Annotated in this window: 15 protein-coding genes; 10 read left to right on the forward strand and 5 right to left on the reverse strand. The window is 63.1% G+C overall.

Annotation, left to right across the window (positions count from 1 at the left end):
• Positions 1-40: 40 nt before the first annotated feature.
• From ACZYUB_RS10385 to ACZYUB_RS10420, 8 genes are all read left to right on the forward strand, one after another.
• A complete protein-coding gene (locus tag ACZYUB_RS10385; protein WP_463947679.1) occupies positions 41-1,384 on the forward strand; it encodes an isochorismate synthase in 1,344 nt (447 codons plus the stop codon).
• Positions 1,384-3,216 carry a 2-succinyl-5-enolpyruvyl-6-hydroxy-3-cyclohexene-1-carboxylic-acid synthase gene (gene menD, locus ACZYUB_RS10390; RefSeq protein ID WP_463947781.1) on the forward strand — a complete coding sequence of 611 codons (1,833 nt, stop codon included), beginning with the start codon at positions 1,384-1,386 and terminating at the stop codon, positions 3,214-3,216. Before ACZYUB_RS10385 ends, menD begins: the two co-directional genes overlap by 1 nt.
• On the forward strand, positions 3,197-4,045 hold the full coding sequence (menH, locus tag ACZYUB_RS10395) for a 2-succinyl-6-hydroxy-2,4-cyclohexadiene-1-carboxylate synthase (RefSeq protein WP_463947681.1): 849 nt from the start codon (positions 3,197-3,199) through the stop codon (positions 4,043-4,045). Before menD ends, menH begins: the two co-directional genes overlap by 20 nt.
• Before the next feature lie 39 nt (positions 4,046-4,084).
• Positions 4,085-4,942, forward strand: coding sequence for a 1,4-dihydroxy-2-naphthoyl-CoA synthase (gene menB, locus ACZYUB_RS10400; RefSeq protein WP_463947682.1), 858 nt, complete (start codon positions 4,085-4,087; stop codon positions 4,940-4,942).
• The gene (gene menC, locus ACZYUB_RS10405) at positions 4,942-5,871 is read left to right on the forward strand and encodes an o-succinylbenzoate synthase (protein WP_463947783.1); all 930 of its coding nucleotides are present in this window, start codon (positions 4,942-4,944) and stop codon (positions 5,869-5,871) included. The genes menB and menC overlap by 1 nt, the downstream gene beginning before the upstream one ends.
• Positions 5,872-5,895: 24 nt before the next feature.
• Positions 5,896-7,401 (forward strand): o-succinylbenzoate--CoA ligase, encoded by a 1,506-nt coding sequence (menE, locus tag ACZYUB_RS10410; RefSeq protein WP_463947684.1) that lies wholly within the window; start codon positions 5,896-5,898, stop codon positions 7,399-7,401.
• 74 nt (positions 7,402-7,475) lie between these two features.
• Complete coding sequence (locus ACZYUB_RS10415; RefSeq protein WP_463947685.1) at positions 7,476-9,530, forward strand: exoribonuclease II; 2,055 nt, start codon at positions 7,476-7,478, stop codon at positions 9,528-9,530.
• A gap of 319 nt (positions 9,531-9,849) precedes the next feature.
• Positions 9,850-10,434, forward strand: coding sequence for a sugar O-acetyltransferase (locus tag ACZYUB_RS10420; RefSeq protein WP_463947686.1), 585 nt, complete (start codon positions 9,850-9,852; stop codon positions 10,432-10,434).
• Here the strand turns inward: ACZYUB_RS10420 and ACZYUB_RS10425 are convergent.
• The 4 genes from ACZYUB_RS10425 to ACZYUB_RS10440 all read right to left on the reverse strand — a co-directional run bounded on the left by ACZYUB_RS10425 (position 10,431) and on the right by ACZYUB_RS10440 (position 14,892).
• Entirely contained in the window at positions 10,431-11,354 is a 924-nt protein-coding gene (locus ACZYUB_RS10425; protein WP_463947688.1) for a DMT family transporter, read from the reverse strand. The genes ACZYUB_RS10420 and ACZYUB_RS10425 overlap by 4 nt on opposite strands.
• 124 nt (positions 11,355-11,478) lie before the next feature.
• Positions 11,479-11,976: a methylated-DNA--[protein]-cysteine S-methyltransferase gene (locus ACZYUB_RS10430; RefSeq protein WP_463947690.1), complete on the reverse strand. Its 498-nt coding sequence runs from the start codon at positions 11,974-11,976 to the stop codon at positions 11,479-11,481.
• The gene (locus ACZYUB_RS10435) at positions 11,973-13,466 is read right to left on the reverse strand and encodes an AlkA N-terminal domain-containing protein (RefSeq protein ID WP_463947691.1); all 1,494 of its coding nucleotides are present in this window, start codon (positions 13,464-13,466) and stop codon (positions 11,973-11,975) included. Before ACZYUB_RS10435 ends, ACZYUB_RS10430 begins: the two co-directional genes overlap by 4 nt.
• A gap of 199 nt (positions 13,467-13,665) precedes the next feature.
• Complete coding sequence (locus ACZYUB_RS10440) at positions 13,666-14,892, reverse strand: MFS transporter (RefSeq protein ID WP_463947693.1); 1,227 nt, start codon at positions 14,890-14,892, stop codon at positions 13,666-13,668.
• 125 nt (positions 14,893-15,017) lie between these two features.
• Between ACZYUB_RS10440 and ACZYUB_RS10445 the strand changes: the two genes are divergently transcribed.
• Positions 15,018-15,986, forward strand: coding sequence for a LysR family transcriptional regulator (locus ACZYUB_RS10445; RefSeq protein WP_463947695.1), 969 nt, complete (start codon positions 15,018-15,020; stop codon positions 15,984-15,986).
• Positions 15,987-16,162: 176 nt separating this feature from the next.
• Here the strand turns inward: ACZYUB_RS10445 and ACZYUB_RS10450 are convergent, their stop codons facing one another.
• Positions 16,163-16,819 carry a class I SAM-dependent methyltransferase gene (locus ACZYUB_RS10450; protein WP_463947697.1) on the reverse strand — a complete coding sequence of 219 codons (657 nt, stop codon included), beginning with the start codon at positions 16,817-16,819 and terminating at the stop codon, positions 16,163-16,165.
• 486 nt (positions 16,820-17,305) lie between these two features.
• On the opposite strand from ACZYUB_RS10450, the gene ytfQ reads away from it, so the two are divergent.
• Positions 17,306-18,265, forward strand: a complete 960-nt coding sequence (ytfQ, locus tag ACZYUB_RS10455; RefSeq protein WP_463947699.1) for a galactofuranose ABC transporter, galactofuranose-binding protein YtfQ — start codon at positions 17,306-17,308, stop codon at positions 18,263-18,265.
• Positions 18,266-18,291 lie beyond the last annotated feature (26 nt).

Genomic DNA, 18,291 nt, shown 5'->3' on the forward strand with positions numbered 1-18,291 from the left:
GCAGCTCGCCGGGCATTATCATCAGCCGTGTATTCATGCCATGCTGGCCCAGACAAGACTCATAAGAAAACTTGATAGCCTGTTACAGACGGATCTGACTGGTTTCATTCGTCTGCGGGAACCCATCGACATCACCTCCTTTACCGGTTGGCTCAAGGGCCAGACCCTCTATCCACGCATCTATTGGCACGCCCGGGAGCGGGATCGGGAGTTTGCCGCCTTGGGCGTGCTGCGGGAAATCCGCGATGCCGAACAGTTGGCGGCGCTGAGCGGCCAGCCCAAACCGGTCGCGGGGAGCTGGCCTCGCTACTACGGCGGCTTGGCCTTCGATCCGCTCGCCACCCAGGGCGACAGCGACCATTGGCAGGAGTTCGGTGACTGCCGCTTCGTGTTACCGCGCCTGGAGCTCATCCGGCAGGGCAACCAGATCGAGCTGGTATGCAACCTCTGGCTGGAAACGGATCCGCACCAGCGCCAGCAGGAGATCGACACCAGCCGCGCGGCGCTGAATCAGGTCCAGCCCGAGGCCGCGCTGACCTCGCTGCCCGCCATCGATTTCCAACGTCGGGATACCCCGCAGCAGGCCACCTGGTCCACGCTGGTCGAGCTGGTGACCCGAAGCGAGCATCTGGCCGAGCTGCCCAAGGTGGTACTGGCCCGGGAGAGTCAGCTCACCACGACCCAGGCGATCAATCCCTGGGATCTGCTGGCGGCCATGCAGCCGCTGACCCCGGCCTGCTTCCACTTTGCCTTTGCCTTCAGTGCCGAGGCCTGCCTGCTCGCCAGCTCACCGGAGCGGCTCTATCGTCGTCACGAGCGGGATCTGGAGAGCGAGGCGCTGGCCGGAACCATACTGCGCACCGGCGATGAGGCCGTCGATCAGGAGCTGGCCAGCCAGTTGCTGGCCGATAACAAGAACCGGCTGGAAAACCGGCTGGTGCATGCCGATATTCTCACCCGTCTGGAAGGGCTGGCCGAGCAGGCCACCCTCTCGCCGCCACGCATTCTCAAGCTGCGGCGCTTGCAGCATCTGCGCCGCGACATCACGGCGCAGCTGAAACCTGAGGTCACCGATGCCCAGTTGCTGGCCACCCTGCACCCGACCCCGGCAGTCGGTGGCACCCCCAGACGCAAGGCGCTGGCGTTTATCCGCCAGCATGAGCCCTTTGCCCGTGGCTGGTATGCCGGGGCTTGTGGCCTCATCAGCGAGGATGTCGCCGAATTTGCCGTCGCCATTCGCTGTGCCCTGCTGACCCCCGACACCCTGCGGCTGTACGCCGGTGCCGGTATCGTCTCGGGCTCCGAGCCCGCCGCCGAATGGCAGGAGCTGGATGACAAGCTGGCCAATCTGCTGGGGCTGCTGAGCCAGGGTTCGCGGCCATGATGCGCCCGGGCGACCACCTGAATCTGGGCTGGGCCCGGCTGATCCTCGAAGAGTTGTGGCGACTGGGGGTGCGCGATCTGTGCATAGCCCCCGGCTCGCGCTCCGCCCCTCTGACCCTGGCCGCCAGCGAGCATCCCCATCTGCGCACTCACTGTCACTTCGATGAACGAGGTCTGGGCTTCCTGGCCCTGGGGCTGGCCAAGAGCAGTGATCGACCGGTCGCGGTCATTACCACCTCGGGCACGGCGGTGGCCAATCTCTATCCGGCGGTGATCGAGGCCCGGCTCTCCCGGGTACCGCTGATTATTCTCAGCGCCGACCGCCCTGCCGAGCTCATCGATTGCGGCGCCAATCAAGCCATCGCCCAGCCGGGTCTGTTCGCCGGATATCCGGTGTTTGCCCAGAACTTGCCGACCCCGGATCGGCGCATCGATCCGCGCTTTGTACTCGGCACCCTGGATCAGCTCTGGCATGCCCTGCAGCAACAGCCGGGACCGGCCCATCTGAACTGTCCCTATGCCGAGCCGCTGTATGCCGGACAAGGCGAACCGCTGCCCGACGACTATCTTGACGGGCTCCGCCACTGGCTGAGCCATGACCAGCCGTTGACCCGCTACGACCACGCGTTCTCTTCTGTTCAAGGGTCAACTCAGACGCCAACTCTGGCCTCTACTCTAGCAGCCGATGACGAACGCGCCTCCTGGGGTGAGTTTGCTCGCCAACCGGGCGTCATCGTCGCCGGACAGATCGCCAACCCCCAGGATGCCGCCGCCGTACTGGCGCTGGCCCAACACCTGGGTTGGCCGCTGCTGGCCGATGTGCAATCGCAACTGCGCTTCACCCCGCAGGCCATCACCCATGTCGATCTGGCCCTGCATCACCCCGGGTTCCAGCAGCAACTGGCCGCGGCCACCGTGGTGTTGCAAGTCGGAGGCCGCCTCATCTCCAAGCGGTTGAGCCAGTTTGTCAGCCAACATGCCTGGCAGGCGCGCTGGCAACTGGATGCCTCGACGGAGCGCCTGGCGCCGGATTACCGCCTCGACCGGCGACTGATCGCCCCGATTGCCGCCTGGTGTCAGCAGCACATCGCCTGCACCCCCGCAGCCCCCCGTTGGGATCGGCTCACTGCATCTACCGCGCCGCTGGCCCGACTCCTGGAGCAGCAGCTCGACCGGTGGAGCGAATTGGGGCTGGCCCATCGCCTCTGCGCCCTGCTGCCCGGGCCTCTGCTGCTGGGCAACAGCCTTCCCGCCCGCCTGCTGGATATGCTGGGCCAGCCACGGAATGCGGATGATCAGCCTGGCCGGGTGTTCAGTAATCGCGGCGCCTCCGGCATCGATGGCCTGATCGCCACGGCCTGCGGCATCGCGCTCGGGGTGGCACAGCGGGTGGCGCAGCAACCACAGACCGCGACATCAGAAACCGCCACCTCGACCACTACGCTGCTGATTGGCGATACCTCGGCGCTGCACGATCTCAACAGTCTGGCGCTGCTGCGTCAGCCCGGGCTGAATCTGGTGCTGGTACTGGTGAATAACGATGGCGGCAGCATCTTCACCCTGCTGCCGGGTGCGGCACAAAGCCCGGCGCTGGATGCCTTCTTCCGCCTGCCCCACGGTCTGGACTTCGCCCATGCCGCCGCCCAGTTCGGCCTGCGCTATCGGGCTCCCGACAATCTGGCGGCCTTTAGCCACGACTACCGACAGGCGACCCAGGGCGGCGTGACGCTGATCGAGTGCCGCTTCCCGGCCGATGAGGTCGCCCGCCAGCTCGGCGAGCTAGCCCAGGCCTGTCGGGAGCTGGAGCTGCCGGATGCCGATGCCCAGCCCTGACGCTCTCGGCCCATCGCCGCGTCTGGTGCTGCTGCATGGTCTGCTCGGCTCGGCTCAGGATTGGCAGCCGCTGCTGCAGGCGCTGCCGGCCTGCCTGCGGCAACAGGCACTGGCGCTGGATCTGCCCGGACACAGCCCGGCGGCCGGCCCCGCGGTCGATTTCGCCCATTGGCCCGCCTGGCTCGATCAACGACTCAAGGCCCATCAGGTCGGCGATTTTATTCTGCTCGGCTACTCGCTGGGTGGCCGTCTGGCGCTGCACTATTCAGCAACAGTCCATGCTGCGACAAGCTATTCAGCGACAACGGATACCGCCACATCGGCGAACCGGCCCCGATTACACGGACTGATAGTCGAGAGCGGCCATCCGGGGCTTGCGGGAATTGACGAGCGCCGCCTGCGGGCGCGGCACGATGCGCGCTGGGTACGGCGCTTCTGGCGCGAGCCCTTCACCGAGGTGCTGGCCGACTGGTATCAACAGCCGGTGTTTGCCGAGCTGGATGCCGCCCAGCGGCAGCAGCTGATCGCCCTGCGGAGTGCGCAGGATGGCCGTGCCATCGCCCGGATGCTGGCAGCCACCAGCCTGGCCCGCCAGCCCGACCATAGGGCATGCTTGGCCACCAGTGTCCTGCCAACCCTGTGGCTCTGCGGCGCCCGGGATCAGAAATTCAGCGCCCTGGCTTGTCAGCTGGCCCGCGACTGCCCCAGACTGGCGGCAGATCAAATCGCCCATGCCGGTCACAATGTCCATCGGGACGCCCCCGAGGCCATGGCGGCACGGCTGCAGGCGTGGTTACGCCAGCAGCCCCAGTTTTCTGCCTTCTGCTAGGCACAGTTTTCTAGTTACTTTTTTTGGATGACACCACCCATGATCGAGAACCAAGACGCCCACTGGTACGCCCCGACCCAATGGCATGACTGCAGCGGCGAGTTTCAGGATATCTGTTACCACAAGTCTGAAGAGGGGATCGCCAAGATCACCATCAATCGTCCCCAGGTGCGCAACGCCTTCCGGCCGCTGACGGTGCAGGAGATGATGGAGGCGCTGAATGATGCCCGCTTCGATGCCGGGATCGGCGTCATCATCCTCACCGGAGCCGGGGATCTGGCGTTCTGCTCCGGCGGCGACCAGAAGGTGCGCGGCGACTACGGTGGCTATCAGGATGATGCCGGTACCCATCATCTGAACGTGCTCGACTTCCAGCGCCAGATCCGCACCTGCCCGAAACCTGTGGTCGCCATGGTGGCCGGTTACGCCATCGGCGGTGGCCATGTGCTGCATATGATGTGTGATTTGACCATAGCCGCCGACAACGCCCGCTTTGGCCAGACCGGCCCCAAGGTCGGCTCCTTCGATGGCGGCTGGGGTGCCTCCTACATGGCGCGGATTGTCGGCCAGAAGAAGGCCCGCGAGATCTGGTTCCTGTGCCGTCAGTACGATGCCGCCGCGGCTCTGGAGATGGGCTTGGTCAATACCGTGGTGCCGCTGGCCGAGCTGGAGCGCGAAACCGTGCGCTGGTGCCGGGAGATACTGCAGCACAGCCCCATGGCCCTGCGTTGCCTGAAGGCAGCCCTGAATGCCGATTGTGACGGTCAGGCCGGGCTGCAAGAGCTCTCCGGAAATGCGACTATGCTGTTCTATATGACCGAAGAGGGTCAGGAAGGACGCAATGCCTTCAACGAAAAACGTCGCCCCGACTTCTCCAAATTCAAACGGAATCCATGATGAAAGCCAGTCTCTATCGTTACCGGCTGCCGCTCAGCCAACCGATCCAGTTCCATGATCAGCAGATCTCGGTGCGTGAGGGACTGCTGTTGAAATGGGAATCCAGCTGGGGCGAAATCGCCCCGCTACCGGGTTTCTCCAAGGAGACCCTGGCCGAGGCCGAAGAGGAGGCTCTGCTCTGCCTCAAGGCGTTGAAGATGGGACGACCTCTGGAGCCCCAGTTGCCGTCGGTGCAATTTGGTTTCGACTGCGCCCGACGGCAGTGGCCGGCCAAGATGAACGCCCCGCACTCACCCTATATCCTGCTACTGGGCAGCCCGGACGAGATCATCTGGGGCTGGCGCGAGTGGCTGTATGACTATCCGGCCAAGGCCAAGCTCAAGGTGGCCCGCCATCCGATGCGCGATGAGGTGGCCATGGTGCGCGAGCTGTGTCGCATGGCACCCAAGCTCAAGCTGATCCTGGATGCCAACTGCGGCTGGACTCGTGAAGAGGCCTGGACCTTCATGAGCCACCTCAACGCCGCCAATATCGAATATATCGAGGATCCCTGCGCCCGGCTGGAGGATATCCGCGCCGTAGCCAGCCATACCGGTATCCCGGTGGCGCTGGACGAGCTGCTGAGCCTGGAGCCGCACTGGGAGCCCTTCCCCCAGCTCAAGGCCATCGTCATCAAGCCCACGCTGATCGGCTCCCTGAGCCGCTGCAAAGCGTTGATCGACAAGGCCCATGCGACCGGGCTCAAGGTGATCCTCTCCTCCTGCTATGAATCCCAGCTTGGCAATCGCCAACTGGCACAACTGGCCAGCGAATGGGCACCGGAGCAGGCCCCCGGCCTCGACACCCTGCGCTACTTCACCACCAATGTACTCAAGGCCGAAACCCTGCACGTCGATGAACAGCAGCTGGAACTGCTATGGCAAAGTTGAGCATATGGCCAAAAAGTTGAACCTATGGCAAAAACCTTGAACACGGCCGGACCGCGGCGACTCTGCCCGGTCCGCCAGCACAGCCTGCACACCCCCGACCTGATCGCCATCCGCGCACCCCGGCAAGTGCTCACTTACCGTCAGCTCGACCGTCAGCTCAACGCGGTACAACAGCAGCTTGCCGCCTCAGGGCTGCAACCGGGCGACCATCTGGCCAGCATAGGGGCTAACTCGCTGGCGCTGATCCTGCTGGCCTGGGGCTGCTTGCGCGCTGGCCTGGTGTTCTGCCCGCTCAATCCCCGCCAACCCCGGGCCCAATTGCACGCCCAGCTGCAGCAACTGGACGCCAAGGCCTGCTGGCTAGCCCCGGAGTGGCGTGCCGCTCCTGGTGCAGCAACTGATGGCGAGCCGGACCGGCCCTGGCCCTGCCCACTCCTGGCGCTGGACTCGGGGCTCAGCCCGGCGGATCCCTGGGAACCGGCGGCGAACACCGAGGCCTGGCTGGATATCCGGCAGCTGAGCAATCTGATCCTCACCTCGGGCAGTAGCGGTGCCCCCAAGGCCGTGGCACATACCCTGGCCGCCCATTGGGCCAGTGCCGAGGGCTCGGCCCAGGCCATCCCGCTACAACCGGTTGATGGCTGGTTGCTCTCCTTGCCGCTGTTTCATGTCGGCGGCTATGCCATTCCCTGGCGCTGCTTTCTGGCCGGGGCGAGCCTGATACTTCCGGATCCGGATTGCTCACTCAGTGAGCACTTACTGGGGGGGAGCATCACCCACCTCTCATTAGTGCCGACTCAGCTGTACCGGCTGTTGCAGACTCCGGGGTTCAGCTTCGGCCAGACCCGCCTGCGTCACCTGCTGCTCGGCGGCGCGCCCATTCCCCAGGCACTGGTGGGCGCCTGTCAGGCCCAGGGGCTCAGCCCCCAGGTCAGCTATGGCCTCTCCGAGATGGCAACCCAGGTCTGTACCCGCTATGCCGCCACGGACTCATCGGCGGTGGGTACCCCCCTGCCCGGCCGCGAGCTGAAACTGGTCGATGGCGAGATCTGCGTGCGCGGCGCCACCCTGTTTTGCGGCTATTATCGCGCCGGAGCTCTTGAGCCCGCCCTGGACGACGAGGGCTGGTTTCATACCGGTGACCTGGGCGAGTTCAGCGCCGACGGCGATCTGCTGGTACTGGGACGGCGGGATAACCGCTTCATCAGCGGCGGCGAGAATATCCAGCCTGAGCTCATCGAGCAGGCCTTGTTGCAGCATGCCGATGTGCAGCAGGCGCTGGTGGTGCCGCTGGCCGATGCCGAATGGGGTATGACTCCGGTGGCCTTTATTGACTGGCAGCCAACCGCAGAGCACGCCCACGGGAGTGAGCAAGCACTCACCGAACTGGCCCCCTGGCTGCGACAACGACTGGCCGCTTATCTCATCCCCCGTTACTGGTTACCCTGGCCCCAACAGGCGAGCACCGGACTGAAACCCAGTCGCCAGCAGCTAGCCGAACAGGCGCGCCAGCAGTTGGCCCGTCCGTGAGGCCGGGCCGTTTTCCTTGGTTTTACCCCCACAAATCCGTATAGTCGGCACGTTTCTTCGACAGGGTGATCACTATGTTTCAAGACAATCCGCTGCTGGCGCAGCTCAAGCAGCAGCTCCGCGACAATATCCCGAAAAAAGAGGGGGTCGTGCGTGGCTCCGATCGTGGATTCGGCTTCCTGGAAACCGATAACCGCGAGAGCTATTTCATTCCGCCACAGCAGATGAAGAAGGTGATGCACGGTGACCGCATCACAGCCCTGATCCGCAGCGAAAACGAGAAAGAACAAGCCGAACCGGAAACCCTGATCACCCCGTTTCTGACCCGCTTCGTCGGCCGTATCAAGCTGATCAAGGATCGCCTGAACGTGGTGCCGGATCATCCGGTACTCAAGGACGTGATCAAGGCCCGCCCGATCAAGGGTCTGGACGAAAAGCTGTTCGCCGAAGGCGACTGGGTGATCGCTACCCTCAAGCGTCACGGCCTGACCGATGGCAGCCACTTTGCCGAGATCAGCGAACACATCACCGCCAGCGAAGATCCGGAAGCCCCCTGGTGGGTCGTCCTGCGTCGCCACGATCTGCCGCGCAGCGCGCCGGCGGATGCTGAAAGCTGGCAGCCACTGGAAGAAGATCTGCCCCGCACCGATCTGACCGCCCTGCCCTTCGTCACCATCGATGGGGCCTCGACCAAGGATATGGATGATGCCCTGCATGTGGCGCCCCATGCCGAAGGCTGGTTGCTGACCGTCGCCATCGCCGATCCGACCGCCTATGTGGCACCGGGCAGTGCCATCGATGAAGAAGCCGCCAAGCGCGCTTTCACCGTCTATCTGCCGGGCCGCAATATTCCGATGATCCCGCGCACCCTGAGTGACGAGCTCTGCTCCCTGAAAGAGGGTGAGCCGCGCCACACCCTGTGCTGCGAACTGCTGATCCGTCGCGACGGCAGCATAGCGCCGGACTTCCGCTTCTTCGCCGCCACCATCTGCTCCCAGGGCCGTCTGATTTACGATCAGGTCTCCGATTTCCTCGAGCTGGGCCAGGCCGAAGGCTTCAACCCGAGCGCCACCATCATCGAGCAGATCCGCGGTCTGGAAGCCATCACCGCCGCCCGTCACAACTGGCGCAGCGAGCACTCGCTGGTGTTCAAGGACAAGCCGGACTACGCCTTCGAGCTGAATGAGGCCGGTGAAGTGGTCGCCATTCACATCGAGCCGCGCCGCATCGCCAACCGCATGGTGGAAGAGGCGATGATCGCCGCCAACATCTGTGCCGGTGAGTTCCTGACCCGCACGCCGGGCTATGGCATCTTCAACGTGCACCCGGGGTTCGATCCGGAGAAGCTGCAAGGCGCCATCGATCTGCTGAGCGCACACAACGCGCCGATTGCCGACGAACGCATCAACACCCTGGAAGGTTTCTGCCAGCTGCGTCGCTGGATGGACAGCCTGCCGAGCCCGTTCCTCGACAGCCGCATCCGTCGCTTCCAGACCTTTGCTGTAGTCACCTCGCAACCGGGTCCGCACTATGGTCTGGGCTTGAGCGCCTACGCCACCTGGACCTCGCCGATCCGTAAATACGGCGACATGGTCAACCATCGCATCATCAAGGCACTGCTGCGTGGCGGCGATTGCCCGGCCGAATCCAGCCCAGAGCTGACCCAGCTGCTGAGCGATGCCCGCCGCAAGAACCGCTTCGCCGAGCGCGACATCGGTGACTGGCTCTATGTGCGCTTCCTGAAATCTGCGGTCGGCACCGACCAGACGTTCAACGCCGAGATCATCGATGTGGTACGGGGTGGCCTCAAGGTCCGTCTGCTGGACAACGGTGCCGTGGCCTTTATTCCGGCCGGCCAGATCTTCGCCGACAAGAAGCGTCTGAACTGCAGCTGGGACGATGGCCGTGTCTATCTGGATCAGGAGCCACGCTTCGAGCTGGGGCAGCAGATCCAGGTCAAGCTTAAGGATGCCATCGAAGCCACCCGCTCCCTGGTTGCCACCCTGGCCGAGCCGCTGGATGCCCGCACCCAGAGCGAAAGCCTGGAAGAGCTGGAGCACGAAGTGCGCGAAGCCCAGGCCAGCGATCTGGAGCTGACCAGTAGCGATGTGGATAGCAGCGTCGACTAAGTCGCCGCGCTCATCCCTGCTCCTCGCATCAGGCCCTGCTCGCAGGGCCTGATTTTTATGGCGACGTCCCCATTCGGTGTTGCAAACCAGAGGGCTGGATGCTGGACGAAAAGCAGACCGTTGGCGGCAGGGATGCCGCCATCGAGCCCCCAGGGAAGGGTTCATGGCGTGTCTGCGTTCGACCAGATTCCAGACCCGTCGCAGAACCTCTCAGCGCTATCAGCACCACGGATTGCGGGCTGGGAAGCCCCTCACAGAATCCAGCCCTCGCCTTGGTTAACGTAACTGCCGGATATTCCAGCGGTTATGGCGAGGTGACGTGATGAGTGAACGGGACAAGATGCGTAGTGGCGAGGCGTTCGATGGGCGGGATGCCGAGATCATGGCGCTGCGGGATCGGGGGCAGACCCTGTTGCGCGAACTGAATCAATTCAAGGCCGGAGATAGCCGCCACCAGGAGATCTGCGGCGAACTGTTCGAGCATATTGGCCCCGGCAGTATCGTCTCGACCCCGTTTTGCTGCGAATTCGGCAGCAACATCCGCATCGGCACTCACAGTTACCTCAACTTCAACGTCACCCTGCTGGATGTCGGCCCCATTGTCATCGGTGACAACGTGATGATCGCCCCCAACGTCCAGATCTACACCGCCACCCATGATGAAGATGCTCTGCAGCGGCGCAGCTGGGCGGTATACGGCAAGGCGATCACCATAGGCGACGATGTCTGGATCGGCGGCGGCGCCATCATCTGCCCCGGTGTCACCATAGGCCCGCGCAGCATCATAGGTGCCGGCGCCGTGGTGACCCGCGACATTCCCGCCGACTCGGTGGCGGTCGGCAATCCGGCCCGGGTGGTGCGCCAAGTCCAGAGCCACGAGGCATCCTCTGCTAACAACGGCTAGCGCCGGATATCCACAGGCAGGGTCGCCGCGGGCGGGGACGCCGGTTGGGTGCCGACCACCAGCCAGACGGCCACACCGACTACGGCGGCGCCGAGCAGATAGCCAGGGCTGATGGTCTCGCCCAGCACCCAATAGCCCCATAGCACACCAAACGGCGGGATCAGGAAGGTCACCGTCAGCGAGCGCAACGGACCTATATCGGCGATCAGGCGAAAATAGAGAATATAGGCCAGCGCCGTACACAGCAGGCCGACCGCCAACAGACTGACCCAGGCCTGCCACTGCCACCAGTCCGCAACGGGGGCCAAGACCTGGCTTGCACCGAAAAATGGCAACAGAAACAGCGCCGCCCCCAACTGGCTGCCCAGCGCCACCAGCATGGGATCCAGCCCGCCGCGCGCCAGGATCCAGCGCCGGGTCAGGAAACCGGCCAGACCGTAGCAGCTAGTCGCCAGCAGACACGCCAGCACTCCGGCCACCAAGCTGGCACTCAGCGTTACCTCGCCCCGGGTGGTGATCACCGCGATGCCGAGGAACCCCAGCATTACCCCAGCCCATTTGCGCCGCGTCAGCTGTTCACCAAATGCGGCGACCCCGATCACCGCACCCATCAGTGGCGTGGTGGCATTCAAGGTGGCGGAATAGCCCGCAGGAAGCCACTGCGCCGCCAGGCAATACATCAAGAAGGGGATCCCGGAATTGATCACTCCCAGCGCCAGCGCCGAACGGAATTTGCCCGCGAACCGCAGCGAAACCCGCATTCCCCAGACGAGGATCGCCAGCCCCAGGGCGCCCAGCACCACCCGTAAAAAGGCGGTATTGACCGCACCCACCGCCGGTACGGCGATCCGCATAAACAGGAAACTGCTGCCCCAGATCGCCGCCAGCAGCAGCAATCGGAGGTAATCCACAACACGCATGATAGGGCTCCAGAAAGGGTTCGTTCGCAGTAATAGCACGGCGGGGATGAATCATCGACCCCTTGCCGCACTACAGAGATAGCCGGGCCACTCGCCACCGCTGAGTCGCGGCGGCGAGCCCGCGTCAACGGCGTGTACGCAACGATTGCGCAGCAACGCCTTCGAGCTGGAGCAGAGCGGCCTTGATGGGGAGTCCGCCAGCATAACCGGTGAGGCGACCATCACGACCGATCACCCGATGGCAGGGAATAATGATCGACAAAGGATTGCGTCCGACCGCCGCACCGACTGCCCGACTGGCGTTCGGGTTACCGAGCTCGGCGGCCAGCTCGCCATAGCTGAGGGTCGCACCGTAGCCGATCGCCATCAACCGCTGCCATACCCGCTGCTGAAATGGGGTACCAGCAGCGGCACAGGGCACTGAAAAAACCTGCAGACGGCCGGCGAAATAGGCGGCAAATTCCTCCAGATAGGGTGCCAGTGCCCGCGGATCCGGATCCCAGTCCTCCGTGGTGGGTGGCGGTCGTTGCCCCGCCACAAAGTCCACATAGCGCAGACCGCGCTCATCGATGGCGATACGCAAGGGCCCCAGTGGCGTGGCTAAATCAGCAAAGCGGATCATGTGGTACTCCTGCTCGGATGGTGAGTCTGATTTTGGCTCTGATTTTGGGCCTCGCGCTTATTCTTGGTCGTGGATGCCGCACTGGTTGCGGCCGAATGCCACAGCCAGCTGGCGGCATATCCCCGCCAAGGGCGCCAGGCCTCGGCGCACGCCAGCAACTCGCTCGCCGTCAGCCTTAGTCCCGGCTCCAGAGCTTTTTGCAACACCAGATCCCCGGCCGGAAAGGCATCCGGATCCCCGCCGCAGCGCAGCCGCCAGTAGGCCACAGTCCAGGGACCTATCCCCGGCAGAGCTAACAGTTCCGCATCGCTGACCCGCTCCAGCGACATCCCCTGCACTAAGGCCAATGCCAGCCCCTGCAGGGTCTTGACCCGACTGCCCGGCAACCCCAGGCCATCCAGCTCCAGTTGCAACAACTCCTCCGGGCTCGGCAGCGCCGGAGACCCAAACCGTGCCGCACGCCGTGCTACCAACCGGCCCAGCAGGGTGATGGCCCCCTTGACCGAAATCTGCTGGCCGATAATGGCGCGCAACAACACCTCGTAGGCATCCCAGCCACCGGGTAAGCGCAGGCCCGGTGTCGCGGCGACGCGTTCGGCCAGGCGTGGACAGGCCGAGAGCCGGGCCTGGATCGGCAACGGATCCGCATCCAGATCCCACATGCGCCGCAGCCGATAGAGCAGCGCGGGCAACTGCCGTGGCGCCACCCCCTGCAAGGTCACCTGCAACCAGTCGCCACTTCCAGCCTGCACCTCCAGCCGGGCCATGCCGCGCTCACCGGGGAAATGACGTACGTAGCGATCCGCACTCACCTCCTCCAGACCGCGAATCGCCCGCAGCCGATAAAAATCCAGCAAGGCGGCAAAATCATAGGGTGGCCGATAGGTCAGACGCAGCCGGATCGGCTCATCCTGCCAGGAGGTCGTCCGCGAAGCCCGCAGCCGGGAGGGCGCCACACCGTAGGCCGCCAGCCAGACGGCGTTGAAGCGACGCAGGCTGCCAAAACCGGCGGCGAAGGCGATGTCGGTGATGCTGAGCGTCGTGTCGGTGAGCAGCTGCTTGGCCAGCAACAGACGCCGGGTCCGCTCCACCTGCAGCGGTGTCAACCCCAGGTAGTGCTCGCACTGGCGGCGCACGGTGCGCGCCGAGCCGCCACAGTCCACCGCCACCACCTCCAGCGTGCTATCCACCAACTCGCCACGCTCGATGGCCTGCAGCACAAGGCCTAGCACCAGCGGCAGGGCATGGCGCTCGGCCGGTGCCAGCTCGGGGCGACAGCGCAAGCAGGGACGTAACCCCGCCTGCTCGGCGGCGGCGGCCGAGAAAAAATAGCGCACGTTCTGCTCCAGCGGTGCCCGTGCCGGGCAGACCGGGCGGCAGTAGATACCGGTACTCAACACGCCGGTGAAGAAACGGCCATCGAACCGGGCATCACGGGCCAGACGAGCGGCCCGGCACTGCTCCGGCGTCAAAGGTTCGGGTGCAAGCATGGCGCCTCCTGACATTGAGGTCTCCAGCCTAAGGGGCCTTGCCGGTGCTGACTAGCCGAAAACGGCCAGCAATTGAAAAAGAGGCCACATCGTAACGAAGTGGCCTCATCATGTTCAGCGCTCTTAGGTTCTGCTCTCTTGCGCTCAGGCTACTCACGCCCGGGTGTGATACCCCAGGTGTGAGATGAAGAGCCGAGACTCAGACGCCATGACCCCGCAGTCGAACCCCGAGCGCCGCCAGCGAGACCAGCACACACAACAGCATGACACCGAACCAACCGCTGCTGGCCAGTAACAGACTGCCTGCCACCGAACCCGCCGCCATACCGACAAACATGCAGACCATCAGCAGCGCATTGAGGCGACTGCGCGCGGCCGGGTCGAGACGATAGACCACCGACTGGTGGGCGATGAGACAAGCCTGCACTCCGAGATCAAACAGCACGGCGCCGATAGCCAGAGCCACCAGTTGTGCCGTCACCGGCCAGCTGCAGGCCACACTCAGCAGCACGAACGCCAGCACCGTCAAACCGGCACCGATCCGGGTCACCCGCTCTGGACCATGGCGGTCGGCCAGATGCCCGGCCAGAGGTGCCGCCAAAGCCCCGGCAGCACCCGCCAAGCCAAAAGCGCCCGCCACGGCACTGCCCAAGCCAAAGGGCGCGTCGTGCAGCATCAGGGCCAGCGTCGACCAGAAAGCACTGAACCCGACCGACAGCAGTCCCTGAGCCATGGCGGCGCGGCGCAGCTCGCCATGTTGGCGCCACAGCGTCAGTAGCGACCACAGCAGCGCCGGGTAGGCCAACTGGGTAGTCGGACGGAAACGAGGCAGATAGCGCCAGATCGCCCATCCCAGCCATAGCAAACTCGCGGCCGCGATGAAAAACATGGCTCGCCAACCGAGCAGATCGGCGACCAGACCACTGATGACCCGGGAAAGCAAGATACCGGTCAGCAATCCGGTCATGACGGTGCCCACCACCTTGCCCCGGCGCGCTTCGGGCGCCAGCGTGGCCGCCGCGGGCACTATGTCCTGCGCCAGGGTGGCGGCCAGCCCCATCAACAGCGAGGCGGGCAATAACAGCGTCAGTGACGGCGCCAACCCGGCCAGTAACAGGGCCGCGATCAACAGCGCAGCCTTGAACAACATGATGTGGCGCCGATCGTGACGATCACCGAGTGGCGCCAGCAGCAGGATGCCGAGGGCATAACCGAGTTGGGTCAGGGTCGGGATCAGACCCGTGGCTCGAGCCGAGGCTCCCAGCTCGCTGCCCAGCACACCGAGCATCGGCTGGCTGTAGTAGAGGCAGGCCACCGATAGACCGGCACCTGTGGCCAGCAGCAGGATCCGCGATGCTGAGAGCTGGTCGCGGGAAGGATTCAGTGAACCGGCGGCCCCGCGCAGGGGTAATGGGGTAGATGACATGATGCAACCTCGTGGCATGGAACGGGATGCGTCGATCATCAACCGGGACGGAACGTATTTGTAGACGCACAAAACACACATCTGTTATACGTTTGACGTATATAAAATGCCGGAAGCTCCCCACCATGCCCCCAGAGTCGAATCGCAAAACACCGTCGTCACTGCAGCCGGGAACCGGCGAGCGCATCGAGCTGATGCAGACCTTTGTCCGTATCGTCGATGCCGGTAGCCTGTCGGCGGCGGCAGCCCAGATGGGAACCACCCAACCCACCATCAGCCGTCGCCTGCAACAGCTGGAGCGAGCCCTCGGCTTGCGCCTGCTGCAACGCACCACCCACACCATGCGCATGACTCAGGATGGCGAACGCTGTTACGAGCGCGCGCGGGATCTATTGGCCAACTGGGCACGGTTCGAATCCGAGTTGAAGGGGGCTCGCGAAGAGCCGGAAGGCGTGCTGAGGGTGATAGTGCCCCATGCCTTTGGCCAGGAGCGATTGATAGCGCCGCTGGCGCACTACCTGCGACAGCACAGCGGCATGACGGTGGAGTGGTTGCTCCATGACGATCGGGCGATCCACGACTACATAGCCGCCGGGATCGACTGTGCGATCCAGGTCGGGGAAGTAACCGATCCCGGCCTGGTGGCGATCCCGCTGGCCGAAGTACCCCGCATCGTCGTCGCCGCCCCGTCGCTCCTCGGGACGCGACCCATTCCCCAGGAACCCGCAGAGCTGGCCGAGCTGCCCTGGTTGGCGCTGCGCACCTACTACCGCACCGAAGTCGAGTTGACCCATAGCCCCAGCGGCAAACACAAGCGTTTTGCCATCCAGCCCAGATTCAGCACCGACAGCCTGTACGCGCTGCGTAGCGCGGCGATCCAGGGCGTCGGGGTCGCCATCGGCTCACGCTGGCTCATGACCGAGGCGCTGGCTCGTAACGAACTAGTTCAGTTGGCACCGGCGTGGCAAGCGGCGCCCCTGCCAGTCAGTCTGGTCTACCCCTATGCTCGCTTCTATCCGGCTCGCCTGCGCCGCTTTATCGAGCTGATCCGCGCCGAGGCGGGCGCCATCTTTGGCGAACAGCACTCCGCCTGAGGGAGTAGTCGCTCGCAATCCCTCCCCGCGCCTGTGCCTGTTACTGGAGTCCAGAGCGCCCCATACCGAAGGAATAATTCGTGCTAATACTCCGCGGTCGGGCGATTAATTCCAACCCCCTCGTCCATCTCGTGAGATGGCCGAATCATATTCTGGCTATTTCCTCATTATTCGAATTAATGCTGCCGTTGATAATTTAATATCTGACCTTTAAACGGCTGAACTAAATAATCGGTATGCTCGGGTTTATATTGGCAATGGGAATATCCCAGCGTGACCATTTTCTTACTGAAACAGGCATGATGACCCCGCCCCGGATCGACCAGAATAACCTGGCAATGGGGTGCGGCATGTTGCTCGATAAAGCCGGATAATATATTCACATGGGAGCGTTCATACAGCAGATCACTGCCAATAATCAGATCGAAGAGTCCCAATTCGCTGGCCTCATCTTCCCAACCGGTACGGACAAACGGGATCGCCGCCCCCTGATTCAGGAGCACATTTTCGCGCAGGAAATTCCCGGCCTCGGGATGGTAATCGGTGGCGGTAATATTGGCATGGCGCTGGTTCAGCACCAGACTGGCCAGGGCGATTCCGCACCCCACCTCCAGGATCCGCAACCCCTGGATCTCCTGCACCGCCATCAGATGGGCCAGCACAGTGCCGGATGCCCAGACGATGCCGAACAGTGGCCAGGTGGCGGACGAAATCCCCAGACTCAGTGCGATGCCATCCGCATCGGCATACTCCTGGTTGTCGCGCAGGGTGCGCAGATGAATATCGGTGTGAGCAAATTCCAGGGTTTGATAGCGAACGCGAAACTGAGTCATAAGGGCCTGTAGCTGTGATGCAGCACATTCAAGGGGGAATCGCTGCCGGTCGCCACTCTACCCTGAATACCGGCATCGACCTATCTTTCATTGCCCAATCACTGCCCCTGCAAGCCATTCGGCACCGAAGACCTGCCGATTTCACGAGACCCAATCAGAATCGGAATGCAATAAGGAAATAACAGCGGTGTTTAACCAGACAGACAATTCATTCGCTATTTCGTCAAATAAAAACCAAGAATAACCACTATTACATATATAAATATTTCCAACCTCGGATGAGCCTTTTATTTATTACCGCGGAGCTATCCCGCAGGATGATTCCCGGCGCGGATATGAACTTATCTGCTGTCCATATGAAGAATCATGCTATGAAAAAGTTGGTGTGAGCCATCTCTCCTTTCGCCAAATCCAAGTTGCTAACCTCATCGCGTCGGAAAAAACCAATAAAGCTCAGCAATTACCAACCCAAGATGAGGTGTGTTTATGTTGAACAAATTAACCTTGGCCACTGTAATAGGGACTATTCTGCTCTCGCACAGTGTCAGCGCGAATGATTTAACCGTTGGTTTTTCACAAATAGGCTCCGAATCCGGGTGGCGGGCGGCGGAAACCTCGGTCGCCAAGAGTGAGGCGCAAAAACGCGGTATCACCCTGAAGGTGGCCGACGCCCAGCAGAAGCAGGAAAACCAGATCAAGGCCATCCGCTCCTTCATCGCCCAAGGGGTGGATGCCATCTTCCTGGCCCCCGTGGTGCAGACCGGTTGGGAGCCTGTATTGCAAGAGGCCAAAGAGGCGGAGATCCCGGTATTCCTGCTCGACCGCAACGTGACCGTCAAAGATGACTCGCTGTTTATGACCGGCGTCGCCGCCGACAGCGTGCATGAAGGGGCCGTGGCCGCCGACTGGCTGATCAAGACCCAGGCCGGTCAACCCTGCAACGTGGTCGAGCTGCAAGGCACGGTCGGTGCCAGCGTGGCGCTGGAGCGTAAACAGGGCTTCCAGGATACCGTCGCCACAGTGCCCACGATCAAGATCATCCGCACCCAGTCCGGCGACTTTACCCGCAGCAAGGGCAAGGAAGTCATGGAGAGCTTTATCAAGGCGGAAAACAACGGCAAGAACATCTGCGCCGTCTACGCCCACAACGATGACATGGCGATCGGCGCCATCCAGGCCATCAAAGAGGCCGGATTGAAGCCGGGCAAAGACATCAAGATCATCTCCATCGACGGCGTACCCGACATCTTCAAGGCGATGCTCGCCGGTGAGGCCAACGCCTCGGTCGAGCTGACGCCGAATATGGCGGGTCCGGCTCTGGATGCCCTGCTGGCGTTCAAGAAAGACGGCACCCTGCCGCCCAAGCACATCAAGACCGAGTCCGTGCTGTTTGAACCGGCGACCGCCCAGGCCCAACTCGATCTGAAAAAAGACATGGGCTACTGATTTAGCCCTAGCCCCCATCACCATCA

Source organism: Pseudaeromonas sp. HNCC25DJ182 (genome assembly GCF_055413365.1).